Source organism: Azospirillum sp. CT11-132 (assembly GCF_047302835.1).
In the GTDB taxonomy this organism is placed as follows: Bacteria; Pseudomonadota; Alphaproteobacteria; order Azospirillales; family Azospirillaceae; genus Azospirillum.
In genome coordinates, this window is the sequence record NZ_JBGLZA010000002.1 from 526,063 (window position 1) to 550,759 (window position 24,697).

Genomic DNA, 24,697 nt, shown 5'->3' on the forward strand with positions numbered 1-24,697 from the left:
CCGGGCGCTTCACCGGCCGAACAGGTCCTTGAGGGCCGGCGGCAACTGACCACCCGGAATGGGCAGGGGAAGGTTTCCCGCCGGCTTGTCGGTGGCGCCGGAGTTGCCGGAATCGCCTGAGCCGAGGAAGCCGCCGAGGATGTCGGCCGGAGAGGCGCCTTCCTTCAGGCGCCTCACCGCCTCTGCGGCCTTCGCCGGGTCCTTGATGGCGGACAGGGCGACCCCGCTGAAATCGGGCTGGATCGAAGGTGCGCCGAAGCTCCCCGTCACCAGGACGGGGACCGTCACGCCGGCTTGCTGGAACTGCCCACCCTGCCCCTTCAGGCTTGATGTCACTGTCGGTTCGAGGCGGAGGTCCAGCCGCCGATCCGGCAGCGACACCGTGCCCGCCCCCTCTACGCGGAAGATCGGCGCCAGCATGCGCAGGTCGCCGGTGCGGGCCACCCCGTGATCGAGGCGGAAGTTGCCCCCGAACTCGGCGAAGTCGGTTTCCCGTGCCGTGGCCTGCAGTCGCCCGGTCGCGGCGGCGACCGGATCGCGCAGGATGGCCGCGATGTTGATCCCCCGCAGCGCACCGTCGCGGAACAGGATGTGGGCCGTCCCCATCAGGGCGGACACCAGCGCCTTCTGGCTGCCGCCGGCCGAGGTCACGTCGATGTTCAGCGCGGTCGTCCCGCGGATCACGTTGGTCCCGGCGAAGGTCGCCAACAGCTGTTCGGCCTGAAGGCCGTTGGCGGTCATCGTCAGCGCGTAGCTTGCCGGTTGCTTCGTAGCGTCCACCTTCAGTCCGCTGCTGCTGTGGCCGCCGAAGGCGGGAAGGTCCGGCACATCGACCGCCAGAACGCCGTCCCGAAGGGAGATGCTGGTCCGGGTGGGCCCGATTCCGATGCCCCGGATTCGGGTCCCCTTGCTGTCGACAACCGCGTCCAGGTTCAGGCGCCGCAACGGTGAAACGTCGATCGGCTCGTCGCTCCAGCCGGCGTCCGCGGAAGCGGGCGCGGGTCCCTGGGCCGGCGTACCCTGGGCGGGGGCGGGGGCGGGAAGAAAGCGGTCGAGGTCGATTGGATCGACCGATACCCGCAGCGTCACGGCCGGCACCTTGCCCGACCAATCGGCGCTCACCGCACCGCTGGCCTTGACGTCGTCGAGCGCCAGATTGAAATCGTCCAGCGACGCCTGCGGCCCACCGAGGCCGGCCTTGCCGGTGAGATGGACCGTGCGCACCGGCAGTGTCCCGGCGTTCGGAACCCCGAGCCAAGCCGCCAGTGCGGCAACGTCGGGCACCGACGCCGACAGCGGCCCGCCGGTGCGCCCGTCGGTCTCCGGTTTCGCATCCAGCTTGACCTCGAACAGGTCGGATGCCAGCCGACCGCGCGCCGCCGTCGGCTTGCCTGCGGCCAGCGCGCGCGGGGAGTCGACCTGGGCCATCAGGGTCAGCGCACGGCCATTGACCGCGGCATGGCCTTCGATATGAGCCGGCGTGTCGAGATCGGGCATGGCCACGACCAGCGACCCATCCGACAGGGCGATGGACTGGCCGGACCGCTGGTCGGTGTAGCCGGCCGCCACATTGCCGATGCGGACGTCGCCCAAGCGCAGGTCGGGAAGCTCTTGGGGCTTCCCCCCGTCCGGGCCGACAGGCTGGTTACCCTGGACCGCGCCTGTTTCGCGAAAGTCCCAATTGGCGCGCCCTCCGGCATCCACCACCAGATTGGCCCGCAGGCCGTCGACATGCAGACGCTCCAACTCCACGGTGCCGTGCAGCAGGGGCCACAGCGGCATTTCCAGCTCGGCGCTCCCGACCTCCACCATCGGCGGGCGTCCGCTGCCGGGCACGTCGGACAAGGCCGCCGATGCGACCGCCGCTTTCAGACGCGGGAACAGAGTTATCGAGGCGATCCGGAGATCAAGATCGCGGCCGGTGCGCTCCTTCACCGCCGCGGCGATGCGCTGGGCAATGAAATCCCCGGTCAGGACAAAGGGCAGAGCGGCCACCGCGACGACGACCATACCGACGATGACGGCCAGTGCGATCAGCAGCTTTCTCATGACGCCCCCCTTTGCCGCGAAGAGGGCACCGCTTTCACGGCGCCCGCCTCCCGTGCCGGACAATAGGCGATCCTACCCTTCGTTGCCCCGCCACGTCTCGGCGGATACATCCGCCCCGGCGGTCATACGCCCATCGCTCCGCCGCAGCTTGCGCAGGCTGACCTCGATCGTCCGTTCGTAGGCGACGAGAGGCGGCTTGAGGCCATGGTTGAACAGGTCCTGCCGCAGCGCGTGGCTGGTCCCGGTCAGGATCACTTTCACGCCGCGCCGGGCCGCCTTGTGCGCCAACCCTTCGATGGTGTTGGCGGCGGTGGAATCGAGAAACGGCACGGCGCCGAAATCGACGATCAGCACCCGATGCGTGTCGGCGATGCGGTCGAGCACCGAACCGATGGAGGCCGCCGCGCCGAAGAAGAACACGCCGGAGATGCGGTAGATGACCACATCGGGATCGGCGGCGGCTTCATTGTAGGGCGTGCGGGCGGAGGAGGCACCGTCAGGCCGGTCCTCGGCGACGAACGGGGTCTGGCTCTCGATCGCGGTCACCTTCGACATGCGATGGATGAACAGCACCGAACCGAGCGCGAAGCCGATGACGATGGCTTCCGACAGACCGCGGAAGATGGTGAGCAGGAAGGTCGACAGCAGCACCGCGGCGTCCCCGCGCGAGGAGCGCAACAGCAGCGCGAAGGCCGGCTTCTCGACCATGTTCCAGGACACGACCGCCAGCACGCCGGCAAGACTGGCCAGCGGAATGAAGCTGGCCAGCGGCGCCGCGACCAGCACGAAAACCATCAGGAACGCGGAGTGCATCATGCCGGAAACCGGCCCGTGGGCACCGGCGCGAACATTGGTCGCCGTGCGGGCGATGGTGCCGGTGACGCAGAATCCCCCGAACAGGGCCGAGGCGACGTTGGCGGCGCCCTGCCCGACCAGTTCGCAGTTGGAACGATGGCGGCGCCCGGTCATGCCGTCGGCGACCACCGCCGAGAGCAGCGATTCGATGGAGCCGAGCAGCGCGAACGACACGGCGCTCGGCAGGACCGCCTGGATCTTGTCCAGGGTGATGGCCGGCAGGCTCGGCATCGGCAGGCTCGGCGGAATGCCGCCGAAATCGGTGCCGATCGTCGCGACCTCCAGGCCAAGGCCGGCGGTCACCGCCGCGCTTCCGGCGACTGCGATCAGCATGCCCGGCCAATGGGGCCGCAGAATTTTCAGACCGGTGATGATGCCGATCGACGCCAGCGCCAGCCCGACCGCCGCAGGCTTCGCCGTCGGCAGGCTCGACCACAGCACCGGCAACTTGTCGAGCAGCGGCCCCGGCTCCGGTACGCCCAGGGTCAGCCCGAGCAGATCCTTGATCTGGCTGGCGAAGATGATGACGGCGATGCCGGCGGTGAAGCCAACCGTCACCGGATAGGGCATGAACTTGATGTAGGTGCCCAACTGCAGAAAGCCGATGGCCGCCAGGATCAGGCCGGACAGCATGGTGGCGAGGATCAGCCCGTCCATGCCGTGCGCCTGGACGGTGGCGGCGACCAGCACGATGAAGGCGCCGGCGGGGCCGCCGATCTGGAACCGGCTGCCGCCGAGAGCGGACACCAGAAAACCGCCGAAGATCGCGGTGTAGAGCCCCTGGGCCGGCGACGCGCCGGACGCGATGGCGATCGCCATGGAAAGCGGAAGCGCGACGATGGCCACCGTCAGCCCGGCAATCGCATCGGCGCGGAAATTCGATAATCCGTACCCCTCGCGCAGAATGGTGACGAGCTTCGGGGTGAACAATTCGGCAAAACTGGGCTGACGAGGTTGGGAAATCGGTTCGGTTCGGGCTGTCATCTGTCCGGCGGCCTTCAATAAGGCGGCGGGATCGTCGGCATCAGGTCGGCGGTCGCCGTCGCAGGTTCGATCGGGGTGGAGTCAGGATTTTTCCGTCGGTGTCCTCAACCGGACGCCACGGCCGCCGGCGATGCTCTGCGCATTCTCGCCGATCAGTTCGATCCCGGCCTGGGTGAGGGCATCGACCACCTTGGTCAGGCTGTCGACCACGCCGCGCACATTTCCGTCGCTCGCCTCCATGCGCTGAATGGTCGGGACGGACAGTCCGGCCATTTCGGCGAGTGTCTTCTGGTCGATCCCCAGGAGCGCCCGAGCGGCGCGCATCTGCGAAGCCGTGATCATCCTGCATACCACGCTGATACATCTGTAACTATGTTCAGAATATGCATAATGACGTTTTAAATATCAATAGGGATGTTCAGGAACGCAGCCGCGCAACCCGGTCACGACCATAACGACCCGCGCACCTCAGGGGAGCGGCAATTCGGCATCCAAGCTCTTGCCGTCGCCGCGCAGGACATTCAGGAACCGCTCCAACACCAGATTCGGCTGGGCGCCCTTCTTCGTCACCACCTGGAACTCCAGGGCATGATGGAAGGTGTCGGGCAGCAGCGCCCGCATCATGCCGCGCTCGACCCACTGCCGGGCATAATGGGTCGGCAGGAAGCCGACATAGCAGCCGGTGAGGATCAGGAACGCCACCCCTTCGCGGTCGGTGGCCGTCGCGGTGTTGTTCAGCTCATGGGGAAGCTGCGCCTGGGTCGGCGCCACGGCGTCGGCCGCCTCCACCGCCTCGCGCGTCACCGTTCCCTCGGGACGGTCGAACAGCGGATGGCCGTCGCCGCAATAGAGCAGAGATTCCTCCTGGTAAAGCGGAAGACCGGCCAGCCCGGGTAGACCTCTGCGGACCGGGACGACGCCGACGTGCAACTGCCCGTCCAGCACGCCCCGCTCGATCTCGTTGGGCGGAATCATGCGGATGTTGACGCGGACCTCGGGCGCCAGCCGTTTCAGGCCGCGAAGGGCGTGCGTCACCCGCATCTGCGGCATGGTGACGAGGTTGTCGGTGATCCCGATGTTCAATTCGCCGCGCAGGCGGCCATGCAGGGTATTGATCTCGCTGCGGAAACTCTCGGTGCTGGCCAGCAGGCGCAGCGTCGCCTCATAGGCCAGATGCCCTTCGTCGGTCAGCCGGAAACCCGCCCGCCCGCGTCGGCACAGCGTCAGGCCAAGCCGCCGCTCGAGATCGGCCATGTGCTGGCTGATCGCCGCCCGGCTGATGTTCAGTTCCACCTCGGCGGCGGAAAAGCCGCCGCACTCCACCACCGTCCGGAACACGCGCAGCAGCCGGATGTCGGCATCGCCGATGGGGGCCATGGGCCGGGTGGGAGACCGTGTGGGCTTGCTCATGCTGGAACCGTGGGGGATGTGGGCGTGATAGGTAAGTGAACGGTTATGTGAAGTTCTTATAGTTTGGATTTAATCACAACCAGGAACCGCGCACACTTTCCGGCGACAGCGCCCCCAACGGATGCGGGAGAACAGCGGATGGCACCCCTGGACAACGATCACACCCAGTCCCTCGGCCAGTCTTTCGACAAGGCTGCCGGACTGACGCGCGAGGAACTTGACGCCCATTGGATGCCGTTCAGCGGCAACCGCCAGTTCAAGAACAACCCCCGCATGATCGTGAAGGCGGAGGGGACTTGGTACTGGGACGCCGAAGGCCGCAAGATCTACGACAGCCTGTCCGGCCTGTGGTGCAGCGGCGCCGGCCATTGCCGCCGCGAGATCTCCGAGGCGGTCGCCCGCCAGATCGCGGAACTGGATTACAGCCCGGCCTTCCAGCACGGCCATCCGGCCGCCTTCAAGCTGGCGCACAAGCTGGCGTCGATGACCCCGGCCGGCCTTGACCATGTCTTCTTCGTCGGTTCGGGTTCCGAGGCCGCCGACACCTCGCTGAAGATGGCGCGGGCCTATTGGCGGATGAAGGGCCAGCCGACCAAGACCAAGCTGATCGGCCGGTCCAAGGGCTATCACGGCGTCAATTTCGGCGGCACCAGCCTGGGCGGCATCGGCGGCAACCGCAAGCTGTTCGGCACCGGCGTCGATGCCGACCATCTGCCCCACACCCTGCTGCCGCAGAACCTGTTCGTGAAGGGCATGCCGGAGGAAGGCGCCTTCCTGGCCGACGCGCTGGAGGAACTGGTGGCGCTGCACGACGCCTCCAACATCGCCGCCGTGATCGTCGAGCCGCTGGCCGGCTCTGCCGGCGTGCTGCCGCCGCCGAAGGGCTACCTGCAGCGGCTGCGCGAGATCTGCGACAAGCATTCCATCCTGCTGATCTTCGACGAGGTCATCACCGGCTTCGGCCGCATGGGCGCCCCCTTCGGCGCCGACGCCTTCGGCGTGGTCCCGGACATCATGAACGTCGCCAAGGGCCTGACCAACGGCGCGGTGCCGATGGGCGCCGTGGTGGCAAAGCACGACATCTACCAGGCCTTCATGGACAATGGCGGGCCGGAGTACATGGTGGAGTTCCCGCACGGCTACACCTATTCCGCCCACCCGGTCGCCTGCGCCGCCGGTCTGGCCGCGCTCGACATCTTCGAGCGGGAGAAGCTGTGGGAAAAGGCCTCGGCGCTGGCGCCGCATTTCGAAAACCTGATCCACGGGCTGAAGGGGCTGAAGAACGTCGCCGACATCCGCAACTATGGCCTGACCGGCGCCGTCACCATCGCCCCGCTTCCCGGCGAACCGGCCCGCCGGCCTTACGAGATCGGCGAGAAGTGCTGGAAGGCCGGCTATTACGTGCGTTTCGGCGGCGATACGCTGCAGTTCGGCCCGCATTTCTACAGCGAACCGGCCGACCTCGACCGCCTGTTCGACGTCGTCTCCGACGCCATCCAGGCAACGGCGTAAGCGACGGCCCACCCATTGCCCCCACCCTTCCCGCGGCTGACGCCGCGGGCCCCATCCCACCCCCCCATCGCAAGGGAGGGGGGCTTATACGCGGCAGGCGGACCGTAGGTCCGCTGAGAGCGGGGGAGGATAGGCGGGGGTCTAACTTCGCGAAGATTCACACCCCCAGGAACCGCCCCATGACCATCGTTGCCCACCTGATCGGCGGCAAGACTGACGCGCCCGCCGGCACCCGCACCGCCGACATCGTCAATCCCGCCACCGGTGACGTGGCCGGACAGGTCGCCTTGGCATCCCGTGCCACGGTGGAAGAGGCCATCGCCGCCGCCGAGGCCGCCTTCCCGGCTTGGCGTGCCACGCCGCCGGCCAAGCGCGCCCGCGTCATGTACCGCTTCAAGCAGTTGCTGGAGGAGAATGCCGAGCGCATCTGCGCCCTCATCACGGCGGAGCACGGCAAGGTCCTGGACGACGCCTTCGGCGAGCTGACCCGCGGCATCGAGAATGTCGAATATGCCTGCGGCGTGCCGGAACTGCTGAAGGGCGAGTTCTCCAAGAATGTCGGGCCGGCCATCGACAGCTGGTCGGAATTCCAGCCGCTGGGCGTCGTCGCCGGCATCACGCCCTTCAATTTCCCGGCGATGGTCCCGCTGTGGATGTACCCGATCGCCATCGCCTGCGGGAACACCTTCGTCCTGAAGCCGTCGGAGCGCGATCCCAGCTCTGCCCTGCTGATCGCCCAGCTGGCGCTGGAGGCCGGCCTGCCGCCGGGCGTGCTGAACGTCGTCAATGGCGACAAGGAGGCGGTGGACACGCTGCTGACCGACCCGCGGGTGCAGGGCGTCAGCTTCGTCGGCTCCACCCCGATCGCCGATTATGTCTATTCGACCGCCAGCGCAAAGGGCAAGCGGGTGCAGGCGCTGGGCGGCGCCAAGAACCACGCCATCGTCATGCCCGACGCCGATCTGGACAACGCCGTCAACGCTCTGATGGGCGCGGCCTATGGCTCCTGCGGTGAGCGCTGCATGGCGATCTCGGTGGTGGTCGCGGTGGGCGACGAGGTGGCCGACCGGCTGAAGGAGAAGCTGTCGGTGGCGCTGCGCGACCTGAAGGTCGGCGCCGGCACTTCGGCCGGTTGCGAAATGGGGCCGCTGGTCACCCGCGCGCATTACGAAAAGGTGAAGGCCTATGTCGACCAGGGCGTCGCCGAGGGCGCAGAACTGGTGGTGGACGGCCGCGGGCTGGTGGTGCCGGGGCATGAGAACGGCAACTTCCTGGGCGGCTGCCTGTTCGACCGCGTCACCCCGGAGATGACGATCTACCGGGAGGAGATCTTCGGCCCGGTCCTCTGCCTCGTCCGGGTGAAGTCGATGCAGGAGGGCATGGACCTGATCGACGCCCACGAATACGGCAACGGCACCTGCCTGTTCACCCGCGACGGCGAGGCCGCCCGCTATTTCGGCGACATGATCAAGGTCGGCATGGTCGGCATCAACGTGCCGCTGCCGGTCCCGGTCGCCTACCACAGCTTCGGCGGCTGGAAGCGGTCGCTGTTCGGCGATCTGTCGGCCTATGGTCCGGACGGCGTGCGCTTCTACACCCGCCGCAAGACCATCACCCAGCGCTGGCCGACCGGCGGGATCCGCGAAGGCGCCCAGTTCGCCTTCCCTTCCATGAAGTAAAATCGCTTTCCGTCGTGACGCCGGTGTCGAGGAAGGCACCGGCGTCCGCGTGCTTTTGCGTGTGTCCCTAGCGGTGAATTCCGGTTTGCGGCTCCAGGTGGAGACCGCCACTCGGCTTGGCATGTGCCGAAGTCCTTGACGTCTCGGCCAACAGCTTTGCTGTCGCGACGGCGAGTTGGTGCTGCGTGTATGGCTTGGCAAGCCGCGGCAGGTCGGCGACGACCCCCTCCGGCAGGTCGGCGTATCCCGTCGCCAGCAGCACCGGCAGATCCGGAACCATGGCACGGGCCGCCTGGGCAAGCTCGACGCCGGTCATGCCGGGCATCGCATAGTCCGTCAGCAGCAGGTCGACCGCCTGCCCGCTGCGCAGAAGCTCCAGCGCCTCGACACCCGATCCCGCTTCAAGCACCGTGTGCCCGAGGTCGGCCAACATGTCGACGGTGCTCATGGCGATCAGCGCGTCATCGTCGACCACCAGCACCACGGCGGGAGACACATCGGCCGCCGGGGCCGGCGGCAACTCGGCCGCCTGGGCCGGCGTCGTCGCCTTAGGCAGCCACAGCTCAACCAGCGTCCCCTGACCCGGAACGCTCGACAACCGGAACGCACCGCCGGACTGCACCGCCAAGCCGTGGACCATCGACAACCCCAGCCCGGTGCCTTTGCCGATGCCCTTGGTCGAAAAGAATGGCTCGATCGCCCGCGCAAGCGTTGCCTCATCCATCCCTGTGCCGGTGTCCCGCACGCTCACATACGGGTAGGAACCGGGGGGCAGTCCAGACACGACGGGTACCGGCGCCTCGTCCACCGTCACGGTGAGCGTGCCGCCGTCGGGCATGGAATCGCGGGCATTCACGGCGAGATTCAGGATCGCCAGTTCAAGCTGGTTGGGATCGATCAGCGCCGGCGCCGTCGCAGGACGGGCGTCGATGCGGATGACGACGCGCGGGCCGACCAAACGTTCCAACAGCGTTTTCATACCATCCAGCAGCCCGGCAAGATCCACCGCCTGCGGCTGCAGATCCTGGCGACGGGCGAAAGCCAGAAGCCTTTGGGTCAGTGTCGCTCCGCGTCGGGCTCCCTGCATGGCGCCGTCGAAAAGGCGCTCCGTCGTCGGATCGGCAGGAAGGCGTTTGCGCAGCAGCTCCAGATTGCCGAGAACCGCCATTAGCAGGTTGTTGAAGTCGTGTGCGACGCCGCCGGTAAGCTGGCCGAGGGTCTCCAGCTTCTGCGTCTGGCGCAGTTGCTCCTCGGCGCGTTCGCGGTCGCGGATCTCGTCGCGCAGCTGGTCGAGCGTCGCCGCCAATTCCCGGGTGCGTTCTTCCACCTTGGATTCCAGCGTCGCGGTCAGGCGCTGCAAGGCCTCCTGCGCCGCCTTCTGGTCGCTGATGTCAACGATGACGGAGAGCGCTCCGGCTGGCTGGCCGGTGGAGTCCCGCACGGGCACGCCACTGACACGGGTCCAGACCGGCTCACCGCCGACGGGATGATGAACGAACTCGATACCGCTGACGGTCTCGCCGCGCAGGGCGCACGCGCCGGGAAAGCGATCTCGCGATAGAGGGCGGCCCTGCTCGTCGTACCCGATCCAGCTCTCCTCCCCATCCGGCTGGCGGGACGGGATGACACGGTCCGGAAGAAAGCGCCGGAATGCCGGATTGGACAAAATGGTCCGTCCGTTCCGGTCCATCAGGTTGACCCCCACCGGCAGGTGTTCCACCAGCGTTTCGAAACGCGCCCGTTCATCGGCGAGGTCCGCCAGCAGACGCTCGCGCTCCACCAGCCTCGCCCTCGCCTCATACTGCCTGCGCCGGCCGCGCAGACAGGTCCGCACGACGCTGATCAGGGTGGTCGGGTGAAAGGGCCGCTCCACGAAGGTGACGTTGCCCAGCAGTTCGGTCAGGCGCGCCGCCTCCGGCGTACGTTCGGCACCGTCGCCCCGCAAGGTGAGCAGAATGACGGGAAGGTCCGACCATGGCGGCTGCGCGCCGATCCATGCGGCAAGTCCCTGGAGATCGGCGGTCCGAACCGCCTCCTCCGCGAGGATGAGCAGTCCGGCCCCCTCTTCCAGCGCTGTGCAAAGTGCCGGCAGGTCGGCACAGGCATGCGCGGCGATCCCGACTTCGCCCAGCAAGGCGCAAGCGACTGTGGCATCCCGTCCATGCGGCGCGAGGATCAGCGCGCGTTCCGTGCTGGCGACCTCGTTCAAGCCGGATCATCCTTCAGCAACGGTCCGCCCTGGCCGATATAGACTGGCACGCCGCGCAGCACCCCCTGGAACGCGTCCAGCGGCGGTCCCATGCTGATGCCGCTGTCGTTGATCCGGTATTCGCGGATCGTGTCCTCGTGCGGACCGGCGCGCTTCTTGATCACCGAGATCGCCCGGCGGACGCGGCCCAGCGCCTCGAAATAGCGCAGAAGAACGACGGTATCGGCGAGATAGGTGACATCGACCGGCGCCTGCATGTCACCGATCAGGCCGTGCTGCGCGATGGTGAGGAAGGTCGTCACACCCTGGCGGTTGAGGTACAGGAGCAGTTCGTGAAGATGCAGCACCAGAAGCTGCTCTTCCGGCATCGCCGCCTGATAGCCGTTGAGGCTGTCGATCACCACCGTGCGGATCTGCTGGTCATCGACGCAGGCGCGGACCCGGTGGGTGAACTCGCCGGGCGCGAGTTCCGCCGCATCCACCTGCTCGACGAGCAGGCTGCCGCGATTCCGCATGGCTTCAAGATCGAAGCCCATCGCCCTGGTCCGGGCGAACAGCAGGCCAAGCTCCTCGTCGAAGACGAAAAGAGCAGCCCGCTCTCCCCGTGCGATGGCGGCCATCGTGAACTGAACCGCCAGCAGCGATTTTCCGGTCCCAGCGGGGCCGATGATCAGGGTGCTCGATCCGCGCTCCATGCCGCCGCCCAGCAGCGTGTCGAGTTCGGCGATGCCACTGGCCAGACGCTCTCCGGCGAAGCCGGTCCGATGTTCCGCAGCGACCAGCCGAGGGAACACCTGGAAACCGCCGGTGGTGATCGTACAGTCATGGAAGCCGCCGCGGTATGCCTGCCCACGGTACTTGAGCACCCGCAGGCGCCGCCGCTCCGCGCCGTAGGCCGGCGTCAGCATCTCCAGGCGGATCACGCCGTGCGCGATGCTGTGGACCGTCTTGTCCATGGTGTCGGTGGTCAAGTCGTCGAGCAGCAGCACGGTGGCGCCGTGCCGGGCGAAATAATGCTTGAGGGCGAGGATCTGGCGCCGGTATCGCAACGAACTCTGGGCCAGCAGCCGGATCTCCGACAGGCTGTCGAGGACGATCCGCATCGGCTTGCTCCGCCCGATCGCGTCGAACATCAACTTGGTCGTTTCTCCGAGTTCGAGGTCGGACGAATAGAGCAGACTCTGCTGGTGTGCCTCGTCGAGCAGGCTCTCCGGCGGAACCAGCTCGAACACCGTGATTTCCTCGCCGAGCGTCCAGCCATGCACGGATGCGGCGCTGCGCAGTTCGCCCTCGGTTTCCGACAGGGTGATGTAGAGTCCGGTTTCACCGGCCGCCGCGCCCTCCAGCAGGAACTGCAGGGCAATCGTGGTCTTGCCGGTGCCGGGGCTACCCTCGAGCAGGAAGACACGGTCGCGGGCGAGGCCGCCGACGAGGATGTCGTCAAGGCCGGCAACGCCGGTTCGCGCCTTGTGCGGCTGTTCAGAGGATGCGGACATGGCGGGCTGGGATATCCGTCAATAGGGTGTCGGGCAACGCATGCGCCGGAGCGCAGTCCGGAATGTCTGAAACAACACGCCGCGCATGCGGAAAGTCATGCACTGTCTGAAAAGCGGGCCGGAGGTGGGCGGGTATGCCGCTGAGGCGGGGTAGCGCCGTCTCCGACGTAATGGCGGCGGTGCCTGCAAGCACGCGGCGGGGAGTCCGGCGCGCAATCGCCAAATCCTGAACCGCCAAGTCCTGGCCAGCCCCGGCCACCATCAGCCACAACTCGGGCAACACGCGGTTGCGACGCACGGCACCGGGGTGAGGTGGAGGATCAATGGACGAAGATAATTCTGCACGCAGCGATCCTGACCGTTAAACGCGGTCGTCCAAATCTAATGCGTTGCTCTACTGGGCGCAGCCTGGGCTATCCTCATCGACCCTTCGGCATAGAACAATGGAACGGGTACAGCCATAGCCTGGCGCCGGTCAGCCCGGAAGGTCGGGGCTGCCGTCGGCCACAGAATCCGAAGATAGGTCCTTTACCGCGCCGATCAGGAACTCCTTGTTCCCTTCCGGTCCGGTGATCGGGCTTTCGGTGATGTCCAGCACACGCCAGCCCGGAAGAGCATCCAGCCACGCGCGGATGCGGTCGCAGACTTCCCTATGCAGTTCCGGCTCGCGCACCACGCCGCCCTTGCCGACGCGGCCCTTGCCGACCTCGAACTGCGGCTTGATGAGTGCGACCAGCCGCCCGCCCGGCACCACAAGGGCCAGCGCCGCCGGCAGCACGATCTCCAGGCCGATGAAGCTGGCGTCGCACACCACCAGATCGATGGGATCCGGGATCTCAGCACTGGTCAGGTGGCGGGCGTTGGTCTTCTCCAGAACCACCACGCGCGGATCGGTTCGCAGCTTCCACGCCAGCTGGCCATGGCCGACATCGACGGCATAGACCTTGGCGGCACCGCGGGTCAGCAGCACGTCGGTGAAGCCGCCGGTGGAGGCGCCGACATCGACCGCGGTCAGGCCGGTCGGGTCGATGGCGAAGACGTCCAGCCCCTTCACCAGCTTCAGCCCGCCGCGCGATACCCAGGGATGGTCCTGCCCCTTGACCGCCAGCGGGGCCTCCGCCGCGATCAGGTCGCCGGCCTTGTCGATGCGCTTCGTTTCGGAATAGACCAGCCCGGCCAGGATCAGCGCCTGCGCCTTGGCCCGGCTTTCCGCCAGCCCGCGCTCCACCAGCGCCACGTCAACCCTCACCCGTGCCATGCCGTCGCCCTTCGCTCACTCGTGACGGCGCATTCCTGACGCGGAACCGCCACAAGGGCAAGCCCCGGTTCCAGGCGGCGGCCGGCCAGGCGTCAGGCCGGCGGGAAATCCACCGACACGCGGGTGCCATAAGGGCTGCTGTCCGCCGTCAGCCGGCCGCGCAGCTGACCGACGAAGGCGCGCACCACCTTCAGCCCCAACGTCGACGCACGGGCGACGTCCAGGCCCTGCGGCAGGCCGATGCCGCGGTCGACGACCTCCAGATGGATGCGGCCGCCTTCGCCATGGCCGAGCCGCACGTCGATATCGCCGGGCACTCCGGCGGGAAAGGCGTGGCGTGCTGCGTTGCCGACCAGTTCGCTGACGATCAGGCTGAAGGGAATGACCGACTCCATCGGCATCTCGGTCGTCTCGGCCGTGACCTTGACGCGGTGGGCGCCGGGCAGCGTCGCCTCAAGCTCCTGGCACAGTTCGCGCAGATGGACCGCCATGTCGACGGTGCCGGCCCGCAGGGCGCCGTGGGTGCGCTGGTGGGCCTGGGTGACGATGCCGACCCGTCCGCCGGCGCTCTGCAGGGCGCGGCGGACCTCGGGGTCCTTGCTCGACAGGGTCTGAAGGGTCAGCAGGCTGGAGACCAGTTGCAGCGTGTTCTTTAGCCGGTGGCTGACATCGCGCAGCCGTCGGTCATGCTCGGCTGCCGATTCCGGCGTCTCCTCGGCAGTGACGATCAAGGCACGGATGACGCCGTTGACTCCCAGCAGCGGAGTGACCCGAACATCCCAGAACCGCTCGCCATCGGTGGTGCGGTCACTGGCGGCCCGGTTGCGCTGCGGCTGGCCTGTTCGCCGTGCCTCGATCAGCATGGACAGCGACAGGGCCGGGAAACGCTCCGTCAGGTTGGTTCCCGCGACCGCGCCCAGCGCCCGGAAGGCGGCGTTGGCGAAGGCGCAGCGGTCGCCCTCCCCCTCCACCAGGGCGGTGGGTGTCGGCGTCTGATCCAGCAGGCTGCGCAACAGCGCCGGATCGTCGATGCCGACGCCCGCAATGTCGGTGCCGGCCGCCCGATCCGCCCCCGGATCGGCGCCGAACTCCGCGTTGCGGTATGCCGTGACCGCCATGATGTGCGCCATCGCCCCTGACCTCGTAGCCATCCGCTGCCGCAGGCTCTTCCCCCAAGTCCTGGGAGCTACCATTTCAGCCTGGGAAGTGTAAGGCGTCGCTCGCGCTCCACACCAGTCCAACAACCCGAAAGGCCGCTAGACAAATGGCATTACGCCATTTGGATGCCCCCGGCGAATGGGCGAAGGAAGAAGTGGTCAGGCCCGCGCCGCGGCACTCTCGATCCCCAACGCCTGCAGCGCGGTGCGGACGATTTGCTGGGCGGTCAGGCCGGCGGTCTCATACTGCTTGGCCGGCGAGTCGTGATCGAGATAGAGGTCCGGCAGAACCATCGGCCGGATCTTCAGCCCGCCGTCGAGCAGCCCGGCCGTCGCCAGGAATTGCAGCACGAAGCTGCCGAACCCGCCGACCGATCCCTCCTCGATGGTGATCAGCACCTCGTGCTCCAGCGCGAGCCGGCGGACCAGATCCTCGTCCAGCGGCTTGGCGAAGCGGGCGTCGGCCAGGGTGGTCGACAGGCCGCGCGCCGCCAGCTCCGCCGCGGCACGCCGGGCCTCGCCCAGGCGGGTGCCGTAGCTGAGGATGGCGATCTTGGTGCCTTCCTGCAGGATGCGCCCCTTGCCGATCGGCAGCAGGCTGCCGCGTTCCGGCAGTTCCAGCCCCACGCCTTCGCCGCGCGGGTAGCGCAGGGCCGAGGCACGGTCGTCGATGGCGGCCTGGGTCGCCACCATGTGCATCAGTTCCAGCTCGTCCGCCGCCGCCATCAGGACGATGTCGGGCAGGCAGCCGAGATAGGCGGTGTCGAAGGACCCGGCATGGGTCGCCCCGTCCGCGCCCACCAGCCCGGCGCGGTCCAGCGCGAAGCGCACCGGCAGATGCTGCAGCACCACGTCATGGATGACCTGATCGTAGGCGCGCTGCAGGAAGGTCGAATAGATGGCGCAGAAGGGCTTGAACCCCTCCGTCGCCATGCCGGCGGCGAAGGTCACCGCATGCTGCTCGGCGATGCCGACGTCGAAGCAACGGTCGGGGAAGCGCTCCCCGAACAGGTCCAGCCCGGTGCCCGACGGCATGGCCGCAGTGATGCCGACGATGGTCGGGTCGGCCGCCGCCTCGGCGATCAGGCTCTGGGCGAAGACGCGGGTGTAGGTCGGGGCGTTGGACTTCGGCTTGGACTGGGTGCCGGTCACCACGTCGAACTTGGCGACGGCGTGCAGCTTGTCGGCCGACTCCTCCGCCGGGCCATAGCCCTTGCCCTTCTTGGTGACGACGTGGATCAGCACCGGCTTGTCGTCGTCGGCATCGCGGACGTTCTGCAGCACCGGCAGCAGGTGGTCCAGGTTGTGACCGTCGATCGGGCCGATGTAGTAGAAGCCCAGCTCCTCGAACAGGGTGCCGCCGGTGACCATGCCGCGGGCATATTCCTCGGCCCGGCGGGCGGCGTTGCGCAGCGGACGCGGCAGCTGGTCGGCGATCTCCTTCGCCAGATGGCGCAGCGACAGGTACGGCTTGGACGAGATCAGCCGCGACAGGTACGCGCTCATTGCGCCGACCGGCGGGGCGATGGACATGTCGTTGTCGTTGAGGATGACGATCAGCCGCGACTTGGTGGAGGCGGCGTTGTTCATCGCCTCGTAGGCCATGCCGGCGCTCATGGCGCCGTCGCCGATCACGGCGATGACGTTGCGCCGCTCCCCCTTCATCTTGCTGGCGACCGCCATGCCGAGACCGGCGGAGATGGAGGTGGAGCTGTGGCCGGCGCCGAACGGATCGTATTCGCTCTCCGACCGCTTGGTGAAGCCGCTGAGGCCGCCGCCCATGCGCAGCGTGCGGATGCGGTCGCGCCGCCCGGTCAGGATCTTGTGCGGATAGCACTGGTGCCCGACGTCCCAGATCAGCCGGTCATAGGGCGTGTCGAAGACGTAATGCAGCGCCACCGTCAGCTCGACCACCCCCAGCCCGGCGCCAAGATGGCCGCCGGTCACCGAGACGGCGTCCACCGTCTCGGTGCGCAACTCGTCTGCGAACTGGCGGAGCTGTTCGGGCTTGAGGGCCCGCAGCTTGGCTGGCGTCGGACAATGGTCGAGCAGCGGGGTCTTGGTGGCGGTCACGTCGTGATGGTCCTCAAGCTCTGGTCAGGCGCGGCGCGCGACGACGAAGTCGGCGACGGCCTTCAACATATCGGCACGCCCATCGAAAATGTCCAAGTGCTGCGATGCCTGATGGGACAGCATTTCCGCCTGGGCGCGGGCACGGTCGCGGCCGAGGATCGACACGAAGGTCGCCTTCCCGGCCTGGGCGTCGCGGCCGACGGTCTTTCCGGTTTCTTCCGCCGTGCCTTCCACGTCCAGCAGGTCGTCGACGATCTGGAAGGCCAGCCCGAGGTCGTGGGCATAGGCGCGCAGCGCCGTGCGCTGCGGCGGGTTGGCCTTGCCCAGAATGCCGCCGGCCTCGCAGGAGAAGGCGATCATCTCGCCGGTCTTCATGCGCTGCAGCCGGGTGGTGGTGCCGAGATCGAAGCTCTCATGCTCCGCGATCAGGTCCAGCATCTGGCCGCCGACCATGCCGTGGCCGCCGGCCGCCTTGGCCAGCGCCGACACCAGCTGGCAGCGGATGTTGGGGTCCTCATGAGTCGCCGGGTCCGCCAGCACCTCGAACGCCAGCGTCAGCAGACCGTCGCCGGCCAGGATGGCGGTCGCCTCGTCGAACTGGCGGTGGCAGGTCGGCCGGCCGCGGCGCAGCTCGCCGTCGTCCATCGCCGGCAGGTCGTCATGGACCAGCGAATAGCTGTGGACCATCTCCACCGCGGCGGCGGCGCGGATCGCGCAGTCCGGATTGACGCCGAACAGCGCCGCCGACTGCATCACCAGGAATGGGCGCAGCCGCTTGCCGCCGTTCAGGCAGCCATAGCGCATGGCGTCGAACACCCGCGCTTCCGCCAGATCGGTGGTCGGCAGCAGGGCGCCGATCTTCATCTCGACGGCCTGCGCGATCTCCGCCATGGCGGACTTCAATTCGGTCTGGGAAATGGTCTGCACGTCAGTCGATCCGGGCGGGTTCGGTGCCGAGGGAGCCGTCGGCGCTCACGGTGATGCGGTCGATCTTGGCCTGCGCCTCGCGCAGCTTCATCTCGCAATGGCGCTTCAGCGCCGTGCCGCGTTCGTAGGAGGAGATGGCGTCGTCGAGCTTGCCGCGGCCTTCCTCAAGCTGGCGGACGATCCGCTCCAGTTCGGCGAGCGCATCCTCGAAGCTGAGGGCGGCGATGTCGGGCGGAATGGGTACAGCAGAGGCGGAAGGGGGCATGTCGGACTGAACCATCGATGGAACCTCAAGCCCGCGAAGGTATGCCCCGCCCTCGTCCTGCGCAAGGCCCGAGGCACTCCCGTACCCCGCCCCTTGCGGACTATGTGCCGCCACTGTGCGGCCTATGCGTTCGGGCAGCCCCTCCCCCGTTCGGGAGAAGGGGACCGCCGTCGCGCGGGAAAAGTCCCGGTCAGCAGTACATCAGTTCGCGCACATGGGCCGCGCTTGCCGACGCCAATGCTCGAAGGTTGTAGCCGCCTTCCAGCACCGAGACGATCCTTGCGCCGCAATGGGTGCGGGCCAGTTCGCCCAGCTTGCGGGTGGCCCAGACGAAGTCATCGTCGATCAGGTGCAGGCCGGCCAGCGGATCGCGCGAATGGGCGTCGAACCCGGCGGAGATGATCAGCAGGTCCGGCTTGAAATGGTCGATGGCCGGCAGGATCACGTGCGTCATCGCGTGCCGGAACTCCGGCGACCCGGCCATGGCCGGCAGCGGCGCGTTGACGCAGTTGCCGTACTCCCCCTTTTCCCCCGCATCGCCGGTACCGGGATAGAGCGGCGACTGGTGGGTGGAGCAATAGAGCATGTCGGGATCGAACTGCAGGATGTCCTGTGTCCCGTTGCCGTGATGGACGTCGAAATCCATCACCGCCACCCGCTGCAGCCCATGGGCGGCACGGGCGTGGAAGGCGCCGACGGCGGCGTTGTTGAACAGGCAGAAGCCCATAGCCTTCTCCCGCTCCGCATGGTGGCCGGGCGGGCGGACGGCGCAGAAGGCGTTGCGCGACTGGCCGGTCGCCACCGCGTCGACCGCGGCGCAGACCGCGCCGGCCGCACGCAGCGCCGCCTCCCCCGATCCGGGCGAGACGACCGTGTCGGCATCGACGCCCGCATGCTCCACGTCGGGGATCAGCGACAGCACGCGGTCGATGTGCGACTGCGGATGCGCCCGCAGAAGCTGTTCAACCGTGGCGCGCGGCGCCTCCTGCCGTTCCAGCATGTGGAACTCCTCCGTCTCCAGCGCGGCGAGCACGGCGCGCAGGCGGTCGGAGCATTCGGGATGACCGAGACCCGTGTCGTGCTCCAGGCACGCCGGGTGGGTGAACAGGGTGGTGAACATCGATTTTTCGGTCGTTATCGTTGGTTTTCGGGCGGCGATTGCAGCGTTTCCGAAAACCATTCTTCCCGGATCGCTAATGAAAGTACAGGCTGAATCCAGGACGATTCGTCACAGCCCACTTTCGGGAACCGGGGCAATCCGTGCCCCCCTGCGATCGGGGTATAACCGGTGCGGAGGATCGCTGGTTCAGGCCACCCGTTCGATGACGAAGCGCAGGACGCCGTCCTCTTCGGTGACGGACAGCAGGCGGTTGCCGGTCGCTTCGCAGAACGCCGGAAAGTCCTTGCGGGCGCCGGGGTCGGTCGCCTCCACCGTCAAAGTGTCGCCGACGGCGATGGTCTTGATCGCCTTGCGCGCGCGCAGAACGGGCAGCGGGCACTGCAAGCCCTTGGTATTCAAAGGATGGTCGGTCATGGCGGAATGCTACCCGACCGGTCGGCCGCTGTCACGACGGATGCTGTGGCGCGGCCGGGCCTGCCATTACAAATGATTATCGTTAACAACCGAAGGCTGATATATCTGTAGCGGCTCTGTTTCGCGGTGCGAGAAAAACGGCGCTCCGCCGATGATGGCGACGCTCAAGCCGCCGCATGCGCCAAGCAGCGGCGCGGTCGCTATGCCGGATTCCCACAGGTGGACAATAGCCGCAAGATACGAATATACTAGGATACGAACATTTTTCTTTGCCGGGCCGCGCAACGACGGCTCAGGCATAAAACGAATCGGAACGGACAGGGCGACGGTAGAGCGATGAAGATCGAGGATTTGCAGGCCAACGCCCGCCGGGCAAGTGCGCTGTTGAAGGCGATGTGCAACGAGCGGCGCCTGCTCATCCTGTGCCATTTGAGCCAGGGCGAGCGGTCGGTGGGCGAGTTGGAGGATCTGGTCGGGCTCAGCCAGTCGGCGCTGTCCCAGCATCTGGCCCGGCTGCGCAACGACAATCTGGTCCGCACGCGGCGCAGCGCCCAGAACATCTACTATTCGCTGAATGGGCACGAGGCGCAGACGATCATGACGACGCTGCACGGCCTCTACTGCACGCCTGCGGCGGAGGACGCCGACAGCGACGGCCGCAGCGGCGACTCGGCCGCCGACCAGTCCGACCTGCGCACCGCCGCGGCCGGCTGATCGCCGGACGCCGACTTCTCCGCCGCCGACCGCCTCGTCTTCACGAGCGCAAGCCTCAGCCGCGCGCCCGCAGTGCCGCGACCGCCAGCGCCAGCCAGCCCAGCATGAAGCTCCATCCGCCGGCCGGCGCCGTCATCGGCACCGGCAGCGGTCCGACGGTCCCCAGCGCGTAGAGCGTGCCGCAGAACAGCAGAATCCCGGCGACGAACAGCCATCCCGCGATCCGCAGGGCCAGCCCGCCCATCGCGCCATTCCCGATCCGGCTCCCCCCAACCCGGCTCCCGAGCGCCACCAGCAGCACCAGCGCCAGCGCATGCGCCATCTGATACTGCCCTGCGATGCGGAACCATTCCTGCGCCTGTGGCTGGGCGGCCAGCGCGTGACTGGCATAGGCGCCGGTGCCGACCGCCATGGCGCCGTTCAGCGCGGCGAAGACGATCCAGATCCGATCGATCACTCCCACGGGCGTCCTTCCCTTCCTTCGCGCCACCGCCGGCCCGTGTTTAGAGCCCGGGGCAGTGTTATGCTGACGCCTGTCTACACGCAGCCCGCCCGTGCGAGCAAGAAACGACCATGACGCCCACGCCCCCCACTCCCGCCCCGACACCACTGGTCAGCATCGTCACCCCCACCTGGCAGCGCGAGGAGTTCCTGCCGCGCCTGCATGCCTGCATCCGGGCACAAACCCATGGCGAGATCGAGTGGCTGGTGTTCGACGACAGCCCGCGCTCATCGGCCTACCTGAAGGCGCTGGCCAATCCGCGGCTGAAATATTTCTATTCGCCCCGCCGCTACGCCATCGGCGAGAAGCGCAACATCCTGGCCGAGCATGCCAAAGGATCGGTGATCGTCCACATGGACGACGACGACTTCTATGCGCCGACTTATGTGGAGCGAATGCTGGACTGGCTCGACCGGGGATATGATCTGGTGAAGCTGTCCGGCTGGTTCCTCTACAGCGTGCCGCACCGGCGCTTCGGCTATTGGGACACGGCCCGCGGCGGCTCGCACCACCGCTGGGGCCGGCAGGCCTGCAGCTATGTCGAGGCGCCGGACGCCCCGCCCTCTCCCGACAATCTCGACGGTTACGGCTTTTCCTACGCCTACCGGCGTGCGGTGTGGGAGGCGGCGCGCTTCCCGGCGGTGAACGCCTGCGAGGACGCGCCCTTCGTCAAAGCCGCGCGCGAACGTTTCCGCGTCGGCGCCTTCCCGGACATGGAGGGGCTGTGCCTGCACACGCTGCACGCCCGCAGCACCAGCCTGTGCCTGCCGCAGTACGAGTTGCCGCCGCTGCTGATGGATCGGCTGTTCGGCCCGGAAGCGGCCGCCTACACCTGAACGTCGAGGAACATGCCGCGGCGATAGTTGCGCGGCAGCGTCAGCACGCCGTTGACCACCAGGGCGGCCAACTCACGCAGGCTCGGAACCCGTTGCCGTCCCTGCTGGACGACGCCTTCGGCACGTGCCCGTGCGCCGCTCGCGGCAACACGGCCGCCACCGGAGTCGGGGCGGATCAGCTCGTTCGAACGGTCGCCGGTGCGTCTGGTCTCTACCATGGAGGTTATTTACCATGAATGCCGCGCAGGGGGAATAGGCGCCGGCTGTGACAATAACCGTTTGAACCCAAGCGGATAGCGCCCGCAGCCACCGGCCGGCTGCGGCAAGCCGTCCGGGCCGCGGATATTTGGCCTAACGCAATTTCGATAGTGGTAGGATTTCCTTTACGTTTAGAATGCGAACCTTCGGTAGACATATTATTTCGCCGGGTGCGCAGCGTCACGCCGTTCCACCCCACCGAGATTTCCGCCCCACCGCGAGCCTTGCCGAGGCATCATGACATCGGACGTCGCACGCTTCCTTGGCTTCGCATTTGCCAATGCGGATGTGCTGATCGAGGTGGACGCCCGCGGAATCATCGGCTTCGCCGCCGGCGCCCTGCAGCATGTCCTGGGCATCACCGATGCCGACCTGATCGGCCAGCCGGTCGACCGGATGCTGGCGGCCGGCGACCGCGGACTGGTGCGGCGCCTGCTTCGCACCGCCGGGTCCAATCGGCGGCTGGAGCCGCGGACGGTCGCCCTGGCCGGCGGGGCGCAGGCCACCCTGTCGGGCTATCGGCTCGGCCGCTCGCCCAACGTGCAGCTGACGCTCACCCGGTCGGAAAGCAAAGGAGCCGACGCGCCGGCCCGCGACGCGGAGACCGGGTTGCTCGACCCCGAGGCCTTCCAGGCGCAGCTGGGCGAGCGCTTCGGCGTCGATGTCGGCCAGTCGCCGCCGAAGCTGACCCTCATCAAGATCGCCGACTTCGGCGAGGTCAAATCGCGGCTGGGCCCGGAACTGACGCTGCGCCTGCTGGGAGAGGTCGGGGCGCTGCTGCGCGTCCACGCCGCCGACGACACGCTGGCGACCCGGCTGGGGGAGGACCGTTTCGGCCTCGTCCACGGCAGCGACCTGTCGGCCGGCGCACTCGCCGACGAAATCGCCGTGACCGGCGCCGGCCTGTCGCCGGACGGCCAGCCTCTGGCATCGGAAAATCTGACGCTCGACATGTCCGCCCCCGGCCTCAGCCGCGAGGATGCCGGGCGCGTGCTGATGTTCACGGTGAAGAGCTTCGCCGAGGAAACGGCCAAATTCGACATCTCCACCATGCACGACGCGGTGAAGCTGCTGGTCGACCAGACGGTGACGCGGGTGACCAGCCTGCGCACCACCCTGACCGACGACCGGCTGAAGCTGCAGTTCCAGCCCATCGTCTCGCTCGCCACCCGCGGCCTGCACCATTACGAGGCGCTGGCCCGCTTCCCCAACGGCGCCCCCGGCCCGACCATCGCCTTCGCCGAGCAGATCGGCATGGTCCATGACGTCGATTTGCTGGTCTGCGAAAAGGCGCTGGAGACGCTGAGCGCCGATCCCTCGCTGCAAATCGCCGTGAACATGTCGGCGGCCTCGCTTGGCAGCGATATCTTCGTGGTCGCCTTCCAGCGGCTGGTCGCCCGCGACCCGGCGCTGCGCTCCCGCCTGCTGGTGGAGGTGACCGAATCGACGGGCCTGACCGACCTGCCGCGCGCCGCCCGCGTGCTGGAGGAGTTGCGCCGCGCCGGCCACCGCATCTGCCTGGACGATTTCGGCGCCGGAGCGGCGTCCTTCCCCTACATCCAGGCCCTGCCGGTCGATTTCGTGAAGATCGACGGCAGCTATGTCCGCCGGCTGGGCGGCAGCCCGCGCGACGACGCCATCCTGCGCGCCATGGTCGGGCTGTGCCGGGAGATCCGCGTGCAGGTGATCGCCGAGATGGTGGAGACGCCGGACCAGGCGGCGCAGCTCAACGCCTGGGGATTCGAGCTGGCCCAGGGCTATCATTTCGGCAGACCGGCCGACCGCCCGGCCTACAAGCCGGCCAGCCTGTTCACCTCGCCGGGGGCCGCCCGTCCCGGCCTGTCGGACGGCTGGGCCTGAGGTCCGCCCCAAATCTATGACCGACGCCATACGACCAAATCTTTTCCTTCCGAGTGGAATGAAAGCCGGAGCGGCGACGTTCATCGGCTCATGAGGGGACAAGATACCCCCGACACCAGGAGGACGCCGGAATGACTGGCCGCTTTGGTTTTGGATTGAAAGCCGTGGTTCTGGGCGCTCTGGTCGCCGGATCGATGCTGGGCGCCACCGTCAGCCCGGCCGCCGCCGATGGCGGCTGGCGCGGCGACCATGGCCGCGAATGGTATGGCCCCGGCCGTGGCGGCCATGAGTGGCGCGGGTGGGACCGCCCCCATCACCGTCACCATTGGCGCGAGCGCGGCGCCTACTACGCCCCGCCGCCCGTCATCTACGCACCGCCCCCGGTGGTCTACGCGCCGCCGCCGCGGGTGATCTATGCCCCGCCGCCCGTCGTCTACGCACCGCAGCCGGTGGTCCCCGGCTTCGGCCTCAGCGTCAACATCCGCTGACGCAACGGCGCTGACGCAACGGCCCACCCGGCGAAAAGGACGGCTTCCGGCAGAGCGCTCCCCGCATTATGGTGCGCCCCGTTCAGTAAAGCCGCCCCCGCCGGGGCGCAGCAGCCAGGGAGACGGGCTTTGCGGGTTCTTAGTGTGTGCGCCGCGGTGGTGGGCAGCCTTTCCATCGCCTTCGGGATCGCCGGCACGGTTGCCGGTTCCGCCGATGCGGCCGAGCCCCGCCTGATGGCGGCGCTGGGCAACACCGTGCTGACGATGACCGACATCGGGCCGAATCACACCCAGGTGTCTGTGAACGACAAGCCCGTGTTCGAGGACAAGGAGAGCGACATGCTGTCCTTCGTCGGCGCCTATTCCCTGAAGGACCGTTGGATCGCGCTGTTCCAGGCCGACACCGGCGCCAAGGACTGCCCCACCCGCTTCCGCATCCTGGAGGTCGGCGGTCCGCAGCCGCTGGTCTCCTATCCCTTCGGGTCGTGCAGCGATGCCGCCCAGGTCACCATCGACAACGATGTCCTGACCATCTCGATGCCGCAGCCCGCTGGCGGGGGCGAGGCCGCCTGGACCTACCGCAACGGCAAGATCGGCCGCAGCAAGTGAGCAATCGGCACGGCAGGGTTCC

General features: G+C 67.8%; 22 protein-coding genes. 7 read left to right on the forward strand and 15 right to left on the reverse strand.

The window, feature by feature from the left end; translation table 11 throughout:
• Nucleotides 1–9 precede the first annotated feature (9 nt).
• The 4 genes from ACCD06_RS04235 to ACCD06_RS04250 form a co-directional block, all read right to left on the reverse strand.
• Nucleotides 10–2,049, reverse strand: a complete 2,040-nt coding sequence (locus tag ACCD06_RS04235) for an AsmA family protein (protein ID WP_413339011.1) — start codon at nt 2,047–2,049, stop codon at nt 10–12.
• 72 nt (nt 2,050–2,121) lie between these two features.
• A complete protein-coding gene (locus ACCD06_RS04240; protein WP_413339013.1) occupies nt 2,122–3,888 on the reverse strand; it encodes a SulP family inorganic anion transporter in 1,767 nt (588 codons plus the stop codon).
• Nucleotides 3,889–3,969: 81 nt separating this feature from the next.
• Nucleotides 3,970–4,230 (reverse strand): helix-turn-helix domain-containing protein, encoded by a 261-nt coding sequence (locus ACCD06_RS04245; RefSeq protein WP_085086208.1) that lies wholly within the window; start codon nt 4,228–4,230, stop codon nt 3,970–3,972.
• A gap of 126 nt (nt 4,231–4,356) precedes the next feature.
• Nucleotides 4,357–5,298: a LysR family transcriptional regulator gene (locus tag ACCD06_RS04250; protein WP_413339015.1), complete on the reverse strand. Its 942-nt coding sequence runs from the start codon at nt 5,296–5,298 to the stop codon at nt 4,357–4,359.
• A 138-nt stretch (nt 5,299–5,436) separates the two neighbouring features.
• Between ACCD06_RS04250 and ACCD06_RS04255 the strand changes: the two genes are divergently transcribed.
• Nucleotides 5,437–6,810 (forward strand): aspartate aminotransferase family protein, encoded by a 1,374-nt coding sequence (locus tag ACCD06_RS04255; RefSeq protein ID WP_413339017.1) that lies wholly within the window; start codon nt 5,437–5,439, stop codon nt 6,808–6,810.
• Between the two features lie 179 nt (nt 6,811–6,989).
• The gene (locus ACCD06_RS04260; protein WP_413339019.1) at nt 6,990–8,489 is read left to right on the forward strand and encodes a CoA-acylating methylmalonate-semialdehyde dehydrogenase; all 1,500 of its coding nucleotides are present in this window, start codon (nt 6,990–6,992) and stop codon (nt 8,487–8,489) included.
• Between the two features lie 67 nt (nt 8,490–8,556).
• Here the strand turns inward: ACCD06_RS04260 and ACCD06_RS04265 are convergent, their stop codons facing one another.
• The 9 genes from ACCD06_RS04265 to ACCD06_RS04305 all read right to left on the reverse strand — a co-directional run bounded on the left by ACCD06_RS04265 (nt 8,557) and on the right by ACCD06_RS04305 (nt 19,408).
• Entirely contained in the window at nt 8,557–10,698 is a 2,142-nt protein-coding gene (locus ACCD06_RS04265) for an ATP-binding protein (protein ID WP_413339021.1), read from the reverse strand.
• Complete coding sequence (locus ACCD06_RS04270; RefSeq protein WP_109157761.1) at nt 10,695–12,194, reverse strand: ATPase domain-containing protein; 1,500 nt, start codon at nt 12,192–12,194, stop codon at nt 10,695–10,697. Before ACCD06_RS04270 ends, ACCD06_RS04265 begins: the two co-directional genes overlap by 4 nt.
• Nucleotides 12,195–12,669: 475 nt before the next feature.
• Nucleotides 12,670–13,452: a TlyA family RNA methyltransferase gene (locus ACCD06_RS04275; protein ID WP_109157762.1), complete on the reverse strand. Its 783-nt coding sequence runs from the start codon at nt 13,450–13,452 to the stop codon at nt 12,670–12,672.
• 92 nt (nt 13,453–13,544) lie between these two features.
• A complete protein-coding gene (locus ACCD06_RS04280) occupies nt 13,545–14,582 on the reverse strand; it encodes a sensor histidine kinase (RefSeq protein WP_109157763.1) in 1,038 nt (345 codons plus the stop codon).
• A gap of 186 nt (nt 14,583–14,768) precedes the next feature.
• Nucleotides 14,769–16,682, reverse strand: a complete 1,914-nt coding sequence (gene dxs / locus ACCD06_RS04285) for a 1-deoxy-D-xylulose-5-phosphate synthase (protein ID WP_136703518.1) — start codon at nt 16,680–16,682, stop codon at nt 14,769–14,771.
• A gap of 24 nt (nt 16,683–16,706) precedes the next feature.
• Complete coding sequence (locus ACCD06_RS04290; RefSeq protein ID WP_199230796.1) at nt 16,707–17,609, reverse strand: polyprenyl synthetase family protein; 903 nt, start codon at nt 17,607–17,609, stop codon at nt 16,707–16,709.
• Nucleotide 17,610: 1 nt separating this feature from the next.
• Nucleotides 17,611–17,889, reverse strand: a complete 279-nt coding sequence (locus ACCD06_RS04295) for an exodeoxyribonuclease VII small subunit (protein WP_247871697.1) — start codon at nt 17,887–17,889, stop codon at nt 17,611–17,613.
• 175 nt (nt 17,890–18,064) lie between these two features.
• Nucleotides 18,065–18,994 (reverse strand): histone deacetylase family protein, encoded by a 930-nt coding sequence (locus ACCD06_RS04300; RefSeq protein WP_109048709.1) that lies wholly within the window; start codon nt 18,992–18,994, stop codon nt 18,065–18,067.
• A gap of 186 nt (nt 18,995–19,180) precedes the next feature.
• The gene (locus ACCD06_RS04305; RefSeq protein ID WP_413339025.1) at nt 19,181–19,408 is read right to left on the reverse strand and encodes a sulfurtransferase TusA family protein; all 228 of its coding nucleotides are present in this window, start codon (nt 19,406–19,408) and stop codon (nt 19,181–19,183) included.
• A 336-nt stretch (nt 19,409–19,744) separates the two neighbouring features.
• On the opposite strand from ACCD06_RS04305, the gene ACCD06_RS04310 reads away from it, so the two are divergent.
• Nucleotides 19,745–20,122, forward strand: coding sequence for an ArsR/SmtB family transcription factor (locus ACCD06_RS04310; RefSeq protein ID WP_109157640.1), 378 nt, complete (start codon nt 19,745–19,747; stop codon nt 20,120–20,122).
• A 55-nt stretch (nt 20,123–20,177) separates the two neighbouring features.
• On the opposite strand, the gene ACCD06_RS04315 is transcribed toward ACCD06_RS04310, so the two are convergent.
• Nucleotides 20,178–20,579, reverse strand: a complete 402-nt coding sequence (locus tag ACCD06_RS04315; protein WP_413339028.1) for a DUF423 domain-containing protein — start codon at nt 20,577–20,579, stop codon at nt 20,178–20,180.
• A 116-nt stretch (nt 20,580–20,695) separates the two neighbouring features.
• On the opposite strand from ACCD06_RS04315, the gene ACCD06_RS04320 reads away from it, so the two are divergent.
• Nucleotides 20,696–21,460, forward strand: a complete 765-nt coding sequence (locus tag ACCD06_RS04320) for a glycosyltransferase family 2 protein (RefSeq protein ID WP_413339030.1) — start codon at nt 20,696–20,698, stop codon at nt 21,458–21,460.
• Here the strand turns inward: ACCD06_RS04320 and ACCD06_RS04325 are convergent.
• Nucleotides 21,451–21,678: a hypothetical protein gene (locus ACCD06_RS04325; protein ID WP_109150303.1), complete on the reverse strand. Its 228-nt coding sequence runs from the start codon at nt 21,676–21,678 to the stop codon at nt 21,451–21,453. The genes ACCD06_RS04320 and ACCD06_RS04325 overlap by 10 nt on opposite strands.
• A 277-nt stretch (nt 21,679–21,955) precedes the next feature.
• Here ACCD06_RS04325 and ACCD06_RS04330 point away from each other — a divergent pair, with 277 nt between their 5' ends.
• The 3 genes from ACCD06_RS04330 (at nt 21,956) to ACCD06_RS04340 (ending at nt 24,675) form a co-directional block, all read left to right on the forward strand.
• The gene (locus tag ACCD06_RS04330) at nt 21,956–23,578 is read left to right on the forward strand and encodes an EAL domain-containing protein (RefSeq protein ID WP_109157643.1); all 1,623 of its coding nucleotides are present in this window, start codon (nt 21,956–21,958) and stop codon (nt 23,576–23,578) included.
• A gap of 131 nt (nt 23,579–23,709) precedes the next feature.
• Nucleotides 23,710–24,066, forward strand: coding sequence for a hypothetical protein (locus ACCD06_RS04335; protein ID WP_109157644.1), 357 nt, complete (start codon nt 23,710–23,712; stop codon nt 24,064–24,066).
• Nucleotides 24,067–24,195: 129 nt separating this feature from the next.
• Nucleotides 24,196–24,675 (forward strand): hypothetical protein, encoded by a 480-nt coding sequence (locus ACCD06_RS04340; RefSeq protein WP_247871699.1) that lies wholly within the window; start codon nt 24,196–24,198, stop codon nt 24,673–24,675.
• The last annotated feature ends 22 nt before the right edge of the window (nt 24,676–24,697 follow it).

What these genes read in the sequence shown, in the direction of transcription:
- ACCD06_RS04235 (WP_413339011.1), bottom strand. Translation starts at nt 2,049, where the DNA reads ATGAGAAAGCTGCTGATCGCACTGGCCGTCATCGTCGGTATGGTCGTC.
- ACCD06_RS04240 (WP_413339013.1), bottom strand. Translation starts at nt 3,888, where the DNA reads ATGACAGCCCGAACCGAACCGATTTCCCAACCTCGTCAGCCCAGTTTT.
- ACCD06_RS04245 (WP_085086208.1), bottom strand. Translation starts at nt 4,230, where the DNA reads ATGATCACGGCTTCGCAGATGCGCGCCGCTCGGGCGCTCCTGGGGATC.
- ACCD06_RS04250 (WP_413339015.1), bottom strand. Translation starts at nt 5,298, where the DNA reads ATGAGCAAGCCCACACGGTCTCCCACCCGGCCCATGGCCCCCATCGGC.
- ACCD06_RS04255 (WP_413339017.1), top strand. Translation starts at nt 5,437, where the DNA reads ATGGCACCCCTGGACAACGATCACACCCAGTCCCTCGGCCAGTCTTTC.
- ACCD06_RS04260 (WP_413339019.1), top strand. Translation starts at nt 6,990, where the DNA reads ATGACCATCGTTGCCCACCTGATCGGCGGCAAGACTGACGCGCCCGCC.
- ACCD06_RS04270 (WP_109157761.1), bottom strand. Translation starts at nt 12,194, where the DNA reads ATGTCCGCATCCTCTGAACAGCCGCACAAGGCGCGAACCGGCGTTGCC.
- ACCD06_RS04275 (WP_109157762.1), bottom strand. Translation starts at nt 13,452, where the DNA reads ATGGCACGGGTGAGGGTTGACGTGGCGCTGGTGGAGCGCGGGCTGGCG.
- ACCD06_RS04280 (WP_109157763.1), bottom strand. Translation starts at nt 14,582, where the DNA reads ATGGCGCACATCATGGCGGTCACGGCATACCGCAACGCGGAGTTCGGC.
- ACCD06_RS04295 (WP_247871697.1), bottom strand. Translation starts at nt 17,889, where the DNA reads ATGGTTCAGTCCGACATGCCCCCTTCCGCCTCTGCTGTACCCATTCCG.
- ACCD06_RS04300 (WP_109048709.1), bottom strand. Translation starts at nt 18,994, where the DNA reads ATGTTCACCACCCTGTTCACCCACCCGGCGTGCCTGGAGCACGACACG.
- ACCD06_RS04305 (WP_413339025.1), bottom strand. Translation starts at nt 19,408, where the DNA reads ATGACCGACCATCCTTTGAATACCAAGGGCTTGCAGTGCCCGCTGCCC.
- ACCD06_RS04310 (WP_109157640.1), top strand. Translation starts at nt 19,745, where the DNA reads ATGAAGATCGAGGATTTGCAGGCCAACGCCCGCCGGGCAAGTGCGCTG.
- ACCD06_RS04320 (WP_413339030.1), top strand. Translation starts at nt 20,696, where the DNA reads ATGACGCCCACGCCCCCCACTCCCGCCCCGACACCACTGGTCAGCATC.
- ACCD06_RS04325 (WP_109150303.1), bottom strand. Translation starts at nt 21,678, where the DNA reads ATGGTAGAGACCAGACGCACCGGCGACCGTTCGAACGAGCTGATCCGC.
- ACCD06_RS04330 (WP_109157643.1), top strand. Translation starts at nt 21,956, where the DNA reads ATGACATCGGACGTCGCACGCTTCCTTGGCTTCGCATTTGCCAATGCG.
- ACCD06_RS04335 (WP_109157644.1), top strand. Translation starts at nt 23,710, where the DNA reads ATGACTGGCCGCTTTGGTTTTGGATTGAAAGCCGTGGTTCTGGGCGCT.